At 39.2% G+C, this 10109-nt stretch carries 8 protein-coding genes, 1 tRNA gene and 1 rRNA gene; 8 read left to right on the top strand and 2 right to left on the bottom strand.

All coding sequences use genetic code 11. The annotated features are described in order from the left end of the window. Positions 1–76 (bottom strand): 16S ribosomal RNA (locus tag ACEYW6_RS34900); the annotation flags it as partial. Between the two features lie 683 nt (positions 77–759). Here ACEYW6_RS34900 and rsmA point away from each other — a divergent pair. The 3 genes from rsmA to ACEYW6_RS34885 all read left to right on the top strand — a co-directional run bounded on the left by rsmA (position 760) and on the right by ACEYW6_RS34885 (position 3185). Further along, a complete protein-coding gene (gene rsmA, locus ACEYW6_RS34895) occupies positions 760–1617 on the top strand; it encodes a 16S rRNA (adenine(1518)-N(6)/adenine(1519)-N(6))-dimethyltransferase RsmA (RefSeq protein WP_412983395.1) in 858 nt (285 codons plus the stop codon). A gap of 80 nt (positions 1618–1697) precedes the next feature. Then, complete coding sequence (gene ispE / locus ACEYW6_RS34890; RefSeq protein WP_412983394.1) at positions 1698–2651, top strand: 4-(cytidine 5'-diphospho)-2-C-methyl-D-erythritol kinase; 954 nt, start codon at positions 1698–1700, stop codon at positions 2649–2651. 204 nt (positions 2652–2855) lie between these two features. Continuing rightward, positions 2856–3185: a DUF3082 domain-containing protein gene (locus ACEYW6_RS34885; RefSeq protein ID WP_190901555.1), complete on the top strand. Its 330-nt coding sequence runs from the start codon at positions 2856–2858 to the stop codon at positions 3183–3185. A gap of 14 nt (positions 3186–3199) precedes the next feature. Here ACEYW6_RS34885 and ACEYW6_RS34880 read toward each other — a convergent pair whose 3' ends face one another. Further along, positions 3200–4069: a response regulator gene (locus ACEYW6_RS34880; protein WP_412983393.1), complete on the bottom strand. Its 870-nt coding sequence runs from the start codon at positions 4067–4069 to the stop codon at positions 3200–3202. A gap of 1841 nt (positions 4070–5910) precedes the next feature. On the opposite strand from ACEYW6_RS34880, the gene ACEYW6_RS34875 reads away from it, so the two are divergent. The 5 genes from ACEYW6_RS34875 to ACEYW6_RS34855 all read left to right on the top strand — a co-directional run bounded on the left by ACEYW6_RS34875 (position 5911) and on the right by ACEYW6_RS34855 (position 10007). Further along, positions 5911–6189, top strand: coding sequence for a HetP family heterocyst commitment protein (locus ACEYW6_RS34875; RefSeq protein WP_190901553.1), 279 nt, complete (start codon positions 5911–5913; stop codon positions 6187–6189). Between the two features lie 201 nt (positions 6190–6390). Then, entirely contained in the window at positions 6391–7242 is an 852-nt protein-coding gene (gene trpC / locus ACEYW6_RS34870) for an indole-3-glycerol phosphate synthase TrpC (RefSeq protein ID WP_412983392.1), read from the top strand. 247 nt (positions 7243–7489) lie between these two features. Continuing rightward, positions 7490–8095 carry a GerMN domain-containing protein gene (locus tag ACEYW6_RS34865; protein WP_190901551.1) on the top strand — a complete coding sequence of 202 codons (606 nt, stop codon included), beginning with the start codon at positions 7490–7492 and terminating at the stop codon, positions 8093–8095. Positions 8096–8267: 172 nt separating this feature from the next. Next, a tRNA-Gly gene (locus ACEYW6_RS34860) sits at positions 8268–8339 on the top strand. Positions 8340–8825: 486 nt separating this feature from the next. Continuing rightward, positions 8826–10007, top strand: coding sequence for a low temperature requirement protein A (locus tag ACEYW6_RS34855; protein WP_412983391.1), 1182 nt, complete (start codon positions 8826–8828; stop codon positions 10005–10007). The last annotated feature ends 102 nt before the right edge of the window (positions 10008–10109 follow it).

Genomic DNA, 10109 nt, shown 5'->3' with positions numbered 1-10109 from the left:
GAAGACACCGTTCGACTTGCATGTGTTAAGCATACCGCCAGCGTTCATCCTGAGCCAGGATCAAACTCTCCGTTTTGTTGTGTTTCGAGTTTGTGGCTCCGAAAAAAATATTTTCCGGAATCCTAGTTATAATTTCGATTATCTTTTTGGGAAACCCCAAAAGCAAAATCTTTTGACGAGGATTGGTTTTTTCTTAAGCTTTCAAAGTATTATGTTTTTTAGGTTCAGCGGTGGTTGGCGTCTCTCGCCTTCCCACTTAACTAGAGTAACTAGTCATCCCCTAGTTTGTCAAGGGGTAAATTTATTTTTTTTTCTAAAAGGGCAAGTTGCTTGAATGACAGTACTTTCAGGTGAATGGGTCAAGCAACAGGAGGGAAGGGAGAACGAGGCGGCTAAACCTTACTGTGTGAATAATGCATGTTGCTTGTATCTAAAATAATGGGATCTGATGCAGTTTGAGTAATTATAGTAATAATCATCGAAAAAGGCAGGAGGTAGTCTTGCTAGAGGGATTTATCTTGAATCCAAATGCTCGAACTAACTACATATTGTTATATGTAGTTGCGGAGCTTGGGGTTTAGCGCTCCCATCCTACGGGTGACGCTGATATTGATATTTACGCGATCGCCACCGTTACATTCGCGGAGTGTTTGGAAAAGAAGATAGGCGTTACAGTGAGTCTAGCGCTGTAGAGGGACTTCAAAATTTATAATGAATTTTTGAGAAAATGCTAAAAACTAGACTAGGCAAGAAATACAGATGATCCGACCGCGTAAGGTCTTTGCTCAACATTGGCTCAAAAGTGAAAAGGCGCTCGACGCAATTATTAAAGCAGCAGAGTGTACAGAAAGCGATCGCTCCGCCCAAGGCGATCGCATCTTGGAAATTGGTCCCGGAACCGGGATTCTGACTCGTCGTTTATTACCCTTAGTGCAATCTCTGGTTGCAGTTGAAATAGACCGCGACTTATGCCAACTGTTGTCAAAGCAGCTTGGTAAAACTAAAAATTTTTTACTGCTCCAAGGCGATTTTCTGACTCTAGATTTACCATCTTATCTGGCAGCCTTTCCCAATTTCCAAAAGCCAAATAAGGTAGTAGCCAATATTCCCTACAACATTACAGGGCCAATCATTGAGAAACTATTGGGTACGATCGCTAATCCCAACCCCGAACCATTTGACTCAATAGTGTTGCTGGTACAAAAAGAAGTCGCAGAAAGATTGTATGCTAAACCAGGATCAAAAGCCTTTGGGGCGTTGAGTGTGCGGGTACAGTATTTGGCTGAGTGTGAGTTAATCTGCACAGTTCCCGCGACCGCATTCCATCCACCGCCAAAAGTCGATTCAGCAGTGGTTCGATTGCGTCCCCGAAAAATAGAAATACCAGCACTTAATCCTCGACAGTTAGAAAATTTCCTAAAGTTGGGGTTTGGTGCCAAGCGCAAAATGTTACGAAATAATTTGCAATCTGTGATAGAACGCGATCATCTGGCCCAATTACTGGAACAATTAAAAATAAATCCCCAAGCTAGAGCTGAAGACCTCAGCGTTCAGCAATGGGTAATCCTAGCGAATGAGTTAGGAGTTAAAAGTGAAGAGTTAAGAGTGAATATGTAGATGATTGCTTTGATTCCAAATCTAAAATTCACCCATTCACAACTAGCAACCCATAACCCCTAACTTCTAACTTTTTCAAAATGCGTTCCTACAGCCTAATTGCCCCTGCCAAAATCAACTTGTATCTGGAAATCATTGGCGATCGCCCCGATGGCTATCACGAGTTAGCCATGATACTTCAAAGCATCGGGCTTGCAGACCAAATTCATGTGCATTCCATCAGTACTGACAATATACGTGTTCACTGCAACCACCCACAAGTACCGACAGATAAAAGTAATCTGGCATACCTGGCAGCGGAATTAATGGTGAGGCAATTTCCCGAAGCCTTTGCTAGATATGGGGGTGTGGAGATTACCGTCAACAAGCAGATTCCTGTAGCAGCTGGGTTGGCTGGGGGTTCGACGAATGCAGCAGCTGTGTTGGTGGGAATAGATTTACTGTGGAAATTGGGATTAACTCAATCAGAATTAGAGGAGTTGGGAGGCACACTTGGTTCAGATGTCCCATTTTGTGTAGCGGGTGGAACTGCGATCGCAACAGGTAGGGGTGAACAACTTTCTCCCCTACCGAGTTTAGATAACATATATATAGTATTGGGGAAATACCGCAGTCTGGAAGTCTCCACGCCTTGGGCGTACAAAACCTATAGACAGCAGTTTAGTAATTCTTATATTAGAGATAGCGATAGCTTGGCAGCGCGTGCTAACGCAGTTCATTCAGGAGCAATAGTAAAAGCTATCTTGGATAAAGATACGAGAGAAATTGCCCAAAAATTGCACAATGATTTAGAGCGCGTGGTATTACCAGCTTATCCCCAAGTCTTGCAGTTGCGAGAAGTGTTTGCAAATCAGGAAGGCGTTTTAGGAACAATGATGTCTGGTTCTGGCCCAACAGTATTTGCTCTTTTTGAGTCTCAACAGCAGGCAGAACAAGTTAAGCTGCAAGTGAGGGAAGCAATTCTTGATGAAGACTTAGAATTGTTTGTAACTCGGACAATCACACATGGTATTAAAGTGGCATCGTCTGTTTAAATAATTTTTTTCGTTAGTGAAGTATAGGGAATAAGCTGATGAGTTTTTAAGTTGCATAGTTCAAATCGCGAGAAAAAAGCAAAGACACAAAGATGCAATTTGAATGACGATTAGCTAAGGACAATAATTATTCCTAATACTCCAATCCAAAATCTAAAATCGTTCGACTGAGCACTCACAACCAAGTCTAAAATCTAAAATATTATGAATGACCAAAATCTAACGCCGCAAACAGATGCTAAAGAACAGGTTACAGCGAGTCCGTTACGCTGTTTTACTGGGGCGGTGATTTCAGGAGGAATGGGATTTGCAGCGTATTCGCTGATGATTGCGATCGCTACAAATTTTGCTACTAAACCTATCCATTCAATTAATCCATTGGTAATTAAAATTTCTTCTGCTGTTCGGACTCTGGTTGTTGGTGTAGTTGCTTTAGGAAGCGGGATATTTGGTATAGTAGCAATTGGTTTGTTGGCTTTGGGAGTGCAATTATTAGTCCAGGAGTTGACCAAGCAAAAAAGTAGTGAAAACTAGTAATCTGCTTTTAATTAGCAACCTAAAGGCACAAGTTTTTCTAGCTCACTACGATTTTTAATTAATTCTAGCTTCGCACTTCTAGAAGGCTGAATAAGTTGTTGCTGTTTTCTCCAAATTTTAGGAGAAAGCCCGTGGTGTTGACGAAATTGGCGAGAGAAATGACACGTATTTTGATAGCCTAGTGCAATAGCAATCTGGTCGATTGTCTGATTAGTATTTCTGAGTAAAGGACGTGCTGCTGCCATCCGCCGCTTGACAATCCAACCGTTCACAGTTTCCCCTGTTTGTTTTGCTACTCTATTAGTCAAGTAAGCAGGCGAATAACCAACAGCAAGAGCCACATCAGATAAAGTAATTCCTTGGCGATAATTAGCTTCAATAAAATCGAAAACTGCTTTTAGTTGGGGAATAGATGGGAAAATGGACTCAGAGTTGAACGATGAAGGTAGTGGTTGGGCAACTTGATGAGAGTTAGTAGCGTACCAGTATCTCAAGAAAGCTTGTTTTTCTAATCGCACAGCGATCGCTCTGAGCAAATCCTCTATAGTAGAGGGTTTAGTAAGATAATCATCCGCTCCCAATTCCATACCTTTACGAACATCTTTTTGAGTATTACTACCAGTCAAAAAAATGAAAGGAATAATTGCTGTGTCAGGATCTTGGCGCAGCCTAGTCAAAACGCTGTAGCCATCCATATCTGGCATTTGAATATCGCAAATCACCAAGTCGGGTAAATGCTTTTGTGCTTGCTCGATACCAGCCAATCCATCTTCAGCACCTATTGTGTCAAAACTTTGAGCCTCAAGAACCTCTAAGAAGAGATTGCGAGTAACAGCATCATCTTCAATTACAAGAATTTTTTTCGACGATTCGTATCTCATTTTTCTATCACTAGGATTTTTGTGGCAGGGAATGATGATTAAACTCTGTGCCGAGTACTCTGTAAAAAAAACTATGAGTGTTGAGTTGAAGATATTTGTTAATTAACAACTCAAAGCACTACTATCAGGAAACCAACAAAACTCCATTTCTGGTTGTTGAACCATATGAAAGTTAGATTGAATTAACCTATAGCCTCCAGAATCCATATCCCTAGACATTTGGTTAAATAAATCGGCACTATAGCCGTTAATGAGTTGCTAATAACAACTTCCGCAAATTCTGATGCTACTATTGGCTAGTTCTAAATAAATTGAATTAGAAAGACCCAGAAATTACTTATGATTTTAAATATAATCTTAACAAGAAAAAATGATATTTTTTATGTTGGTAACATAAAGAAATTATTGGTCAACACTTAAATATAAATATTTAAATATAAATATTATTTATCATCTTCCTAAGTTAAATAGGAATAATGAAATTAAAAACACCCATAGGTAGTATTTAGTTTTACTTATGATTAATTATTTGATTTATTTATAATATCAAGAAGCTTATTATATTTAATAAATTTTTATTTAAAAGAAATAAAATCTTATTAGTTGCGTTAGAAATACAACATCAATAATTCAACTTTTTTCAAACTTTGGACTAGATATAATAGCAATATCTAGTGGTTCTGCTCTTGTCTCATGTATAGCAGTATACATAAAAAACCTCCAATCAGCATAGATATGCCTCATGTAGTTTTGAATCGTGTCTAACTACGAGAAATATTTGGCATATTTATTGACTATCTATCTCAAAATTTTGTACCAAAACATAATAAAACATGCGAAATCCCATATTAAGTTTTGATTTTAGCTAATTATTTGTAACTATTGGTCACTGTTATGCAATCAAGAGAAGATTTATCAGCAAAAGTACTTGATGCATAATATCTTAATTTTGTCAATTCTAATTAAGATGCATTTGCTCTAATAGTTCCGGCTTTAAGAAGTAAATCATTGATTATTATTTTAACAGCCTTTAATTTGCTCACTTAGGCATCTAACTATATGATAAGACAGCTTGTCATCTGTCACAAGGAATACATTTTTTTTAAATCCTGTGAATGTAGCTAATAATTCTTCCAAAAGAAGTAGAAAAGATTAAACAGCTATGTATTGATGAATACGATTTAGGGGAATTTATGGCTACTTACACCTTTCCATAGGCGTAATTGGAGGACAGCACAAGAGAAATCCAGTAACGCAGTTCTCATTACCATATAAAACTTGATAATATCCATGTTCCCTATCCTAAGTTAAAGTTAGTTTTATACTAATGAAAATAAATTAGACTTCAAAAGCGAAAAAATAGACATATCTACCAAAAAATTGTTCATATACTCTTTTGGCGAAGATTCAGTAAGCTTAACGAAGAAGCAGCTTCTGCAATACGGTTCATTTGTAAGAGCGGGTTTAACAAGATATTTATGATGCTGGTTAGACCCGCCCCTACTTTTAATATGGATTTGCAATTGTTAATAACTTTATTTAAGTTTACCTAACATTATCTGAGGCTCCTATTATTTGAGATATAGATAATGGTCTTAAATAAATTTAAAAATAAATTCTGATTATTAAAATCCAATATCAATCACTTCTAATAGCTAATCAATTAATAACTCTATCAAGATAAGTCAGTCTGGTATTCATTAAAAACTTAGTCTGTTAGTGGGCACAAAAGATAGATTATTTATAGGATGAGAGAAATTTTACTAAACGCAATACAGAGAAAATAAGATAAATATTGCCAGATACAAACCAGTTTTAATTTACACCAAAGAGCGCATATTATGACTCAAAACATCACTGGTTATCAAACACAAATAGGTAAGAAAATCAATAATGAACAAATTGAGCAAATCCTTAAAGCAATTATTGCTGGCAAATATTCCTGGGCATGTGTTTTAATTCTGCGGTTTGCTGGCTACAATCCGATAGACTACATACCCTACCGCACCTATATCCGACTGCTCAAAAATAACTGCTTAGTTGAAAGCTCAAAACAAAATCAAAGTGATAGTGAGGCTGTAAAAGCGTTGAAACTCAAATCAACTTGGCTTCATTTTTGAAAAGAGTCATTAAGGCTAGTTCAAGGCATTGATCACAAAATTACATAAGGAAAAGATGAAGATTGAAAGCTTTGAACGTCCGGTTATTCACAGATTCCTATTTTTTAAAGGCGTTTCCACTAAGGCCCATCGAAATGAATATCTGTAGGGTAGCCTGAAATTTTATAATTCATACTTTTTTGGCCACCCCATCCTTAACATATGACTTACCCAGCTACTACCCCTAATACTCATTTGCAACCTACTCTTAAAGAGATCATATGGCAGAAAAAGCATGAAGTCGCACAAATCCAACAAGAGATGTCTTTGGCTTCTTTGCAACGCCAGTTAACTGCTGCGCCGACCGTGCGAGATTTTCTCTCCGCTTTGCAACAGAGTCGTTACCGACCTTGCATCATTGCAGAGGTGAAGAAAGCATCTTTAATTCACGGAATTATTAAAGCAGACTTTGACTCAGTAGCGATCGCCAAAGCTTATGAACGTGGTGGCGCAACTTGTATCTCTGTCTTCACCGATCAGAAGTTCTTTCATGGCAGCTTTGAGAATTTACGCACCATTCGCTACCGGGTAGGATTGCCTCTACTGTGCAAAGAGTTCATTTTAGACCCCTGCCAAATTTATTTAGCACGAGCAGCAGGCGCAGATGCAGTGCTACTGATTGCAGGAATTCTCTCAGATAAGGAACTTCAAAACTTTTTGCGAGTGATTCACTATTTGGGAATGAATGCTTTAATAGAAGTCCATACTTTGGCAGAACTAGATCGGGTGCTAAAGCTTGATGATGTGCGCTTAATAGGAATTAACAACCAAAGTCTAGTAGATTTTAGTGTCAATATTGGCACAACTGGTCAACTACTAGCGGCTAGGCGATCGCAACTACAAAGTTTGGGCATTATCGTCGTCAGTGAGTCTGGCTTGTATACACCTGCTGATTTATCCCTTGTAGCTGAAGCTGGTACACATGCCGTCATACTTGGTGAGGCTCTAGTTAAACAAGAAGATATACAGCAGAGCGTGCGTAATCTGCTCAAACCTACAGCTATTTTCAGATAAATAAACCACATTATTAATTCAAGCAAAGGTCGGTATATTTTTGTTTGCTCCATTTCTGCTTTTTATGCCAAGCTTTTTGGGATTGGCGTAGACGCGATGTTGTAATTTCGGTGTATAGTATAACCCTCGACTTTAACAGATTTCGGGTTGACACTTTATAGACTGGCTCAAAATTCACTAATTTATGCGGAATTGATACCAGCGACACTGAAATTGATAGCAACAACATCACTTGTAAGCAAAATTTATGAACACAACCAAGAGATATTTTTTACCCCTTATTTTTGTGACAATGGTTGTTAGCCTCAGCAGTTGTAGTTCTAACCCCACCACTCGTAATATTGACAGCGAAACACCATCCTCTACTACGACACCGACGAATAGCCCATTGTCTCAGACTCCCAGCCAGATTCCTAGCGTAGCTCAATTGAGAGAAAAACCTCCTAATCAAGAATCTCCCAAGGAAAATACGCCTTCCTCATTAACTCCTAAAGTTGCCACTAGCAAAACTACCAACGTCACACTATATACAAGTGATACTCAGTGTCAAGAACTCATTCCAGAAAAGGTTTCAGTCCCAGCCGAGGAACCAGTAACAAATGTAGTGAGTAAAATTTTAGAAAAACGAGATACAAGTGACTTTAGCTTGTCTGGGTATCGTGTCAACATCAAAAATGGCATTGCTACAGTTGATTTGCGAATATCCCCTGATTCAAAGCGACAAATAGCTTCTCTTTCTAGTTGTGAACAGTTTGCTCTGTTTGGCAGTCTTCGCAAAACCCTAACAAGTAATGCTCAATGGAATATTAAAGAGGTTCGCTTCACCGAGCGAGGTGAGGACATTGTTCTTTAGTTAAATTATGTTTAGTAAGTGCCGTCATCAGCTAGCTAAAAAGATTTCCCAATTTGAACAACTACAGGACTCATACATCAGCAGTTGCCCAAACAGTGCATGTTCTAGCAATTGAAAATAGCTGTAAATAATGGTATAGTTTATTTTAGTCGTAAGTCGATGGCAGCAATTCGCGGGTGTAATTCAGTGGTAGAATGTCATCTTCCCATGGTGAACGTCGTGGGTTCGAGTCCCATCGCCCGCTTTAAAATCAGAAACTAAGTTACCTATGTGATTGCTCCTTTTGGTACAGTTGCTTATGAGTTTGTTGAGCCAAACTTCACTAGGCATCTGGAGCCTGCACGTATCGTTACTACATTGTATATACTACAGGTTGCCGATAAAGCGCCGACGTTTAACAGATTGCTATTTCTATTAAACATCTCCAAAAATTAATTATGTGTTGCTCGAAATCCTTGGTAAGCACAATTCATGAAGTGTGCCTAATGTAAGTGGGCGTAAACAATTAAAGGTTTTTAGTAAGGGCTGGAGCAACCTACTAGGAGCCAATTTAATTAAATTTACATTGCCTAACATAGTTTGATTTATTATTGCCACTTACTTACGTCAATTTCGAAAATGTCTATTGTATTGTCAGCAGGTTTTTAGGGATTTATGCAGAAACGTCTATGCACTCGCTAATGGATGACAGCTAATGGTAAAAAACAATTAGCGATTCGCAATTAGCACTATGGCAAATTTTCTCCAACCGCCAAGATTACGCATTGGTGAAGACACCGAAGAAGAACGACGCGCCACTTGGCTGGAATTGTTTTATGATTTGGTTTTTGTCGTTGCAGTTTCTCAACTCGCCCACAATCTTAATGAAAATATCTCTTTATCAGGATTATTTGGGTTTGTAGTTCTATTTATACCAGTTTGGTGGTCATGGATTGGCACCACATTCTATGCCAACCGCTTTGATAGCGATGATGTGGGACATCGACTGCTCATTGGTATACAAATGCTGACAGCAGCAGCGATGGCTATTAATATTCACCACGGTTTGGGTGAGAGTTCCCCTGGTTTTGCCATTTCCTATGCTCTTGGTCGGGCCGTGCTTGTAATAGAGTACGTTCGTGCTGGAAGACATATCCCCTCCGCACGTCCTTTGACCACTCGCTACGCTATTGGTTTTGCGATCGCAGCCTTGCTTTGGTTAATATCAGCATCTGTACCAATTCCTTGGCGATTCGGATTTTGGACACTGGGAATAATTATTGACTTTGCCACACCCTTAACAGGACATAAGTTTCAGATCGGGTTACTCCCCCACGCCTCCCACTTACCAGAACGTTTCGGACTATTTACCATTATTGTTTTGGGTGAAGCGATCATTGCAGTGGTCAATGGTGTTTCTGAGCAGAAATGGGATGTTTTAACCGCAATTTCCGCCGTGTTTGGTCTAATTATCGCCTTTAGCTGGTGGTGGGTTTATTTTGATAACCTTGGTGGTAAACCTATTGAGATAGCGCGGACGCATGGAAAAGTTAGCGTTGTTAATCTCTGGCTTTATACCCATTTACCCCTAGTGATTGGGATTACTGCTGCTGGAGTCGGGGTAGAACAAATCTTGTTGAGTAAGCCAACTTTAGCACTACCCGATTCCCAACGATGGCTCATCTGTGGTGCAGTAGCATTATGCTCTTTGGCTGTCAGTATTCTTCATAGATTTGGGGTAATCCGTTATTGCAAAATTCGTTCCCAGTATCGACTTGGGGGTGCAGTTGTGCTGCTAGCGATCGCTATCTTTGGCAAAGGTTTGTTACCTGTTGCAGTCATTGCCCTTGTAGCTGTAGTTTCTGCTATCCAAGTTGTTCAAGATTTGTATCAGAGTCGTCCCACTACCCGCTTAGTTGACCCAGAAATCTAGCTCATAGTCCAGTGGCACATTTGTAATTGGTGTCAACTTAACGTAAAAAGCAGTCTAGAAACGACTTTTAGGATTGTCTCGTCAAGAGTCTCAGACTGGGAA

The organism is Nostoc sp. UIC 10607 (genome assembly GCF_047228265.1).
Classification (GTDB): Bacteria; Cyanobacteriota; Cyanobacteriia; order Cyanobacteriales; family Nostocaceae; genus Nostoc; species Nostoc foliaceum_A.
The sequence above is the reverse complement of the archived record's forward strand: the minus strand, read 5'-3'. Positions and strand labels throughout refer to the sequence as shown.

Coding starts and splice junctions, on each gene's coding strand:
- ACEYW6_RS34865 (WP_190901551.1), top strand. CDS start 7,490: ATGAACACAACCAAGAGATATTTTTTACCCCTTATTTTTGTGACAATG.
- ACEYW6_RS34875 (WP_190901553.1), top strand. CDS start 5,911: ATGACTCAAAACATCACTGGTTATCAAACACAAATAGGTAAGAAAATC.
- ACEYW6_RS34885 (WP_190901555.1), top strand. CDS start 2,856: ATGAATGACCAAAATCTAACGCCGCAAACAGATGCTAAAGAACAGGTT.
- trpC (WP_412983392.1), top strand. CDS start 6,391: ATGACTTACCCAGCTACTACCCCTAATACTCATTTGCAACCTACTCTT.
- ACEYW6_RS34880 (WP_412983393.1), bottom strand. CDS start 4,069: ATGAGATACGAATCGTCGAAAAAAATTCTTGTAATTGAAGATGATGCT.
- ACEYW6_RS34855 (WP_412983391.1), top strand. CDS start 8,826: ATGGCAAATTTTCTCCAACCGCCAAGATTACGCATTGGTGAAGACACC.
- rsmA (WP_412983395.1), top strand. CDS start 760: ATGATCCGACCGCGTAAGGTCTTTGCTCAACATTGGCTCAAAAGTGAA.
- ispE (WP_412983394.1), top strand. CDS start 1,698: ATGCGTTCCTACAGCCTAATTGCCCCTGCCAAAATCAACTTGTATCTG.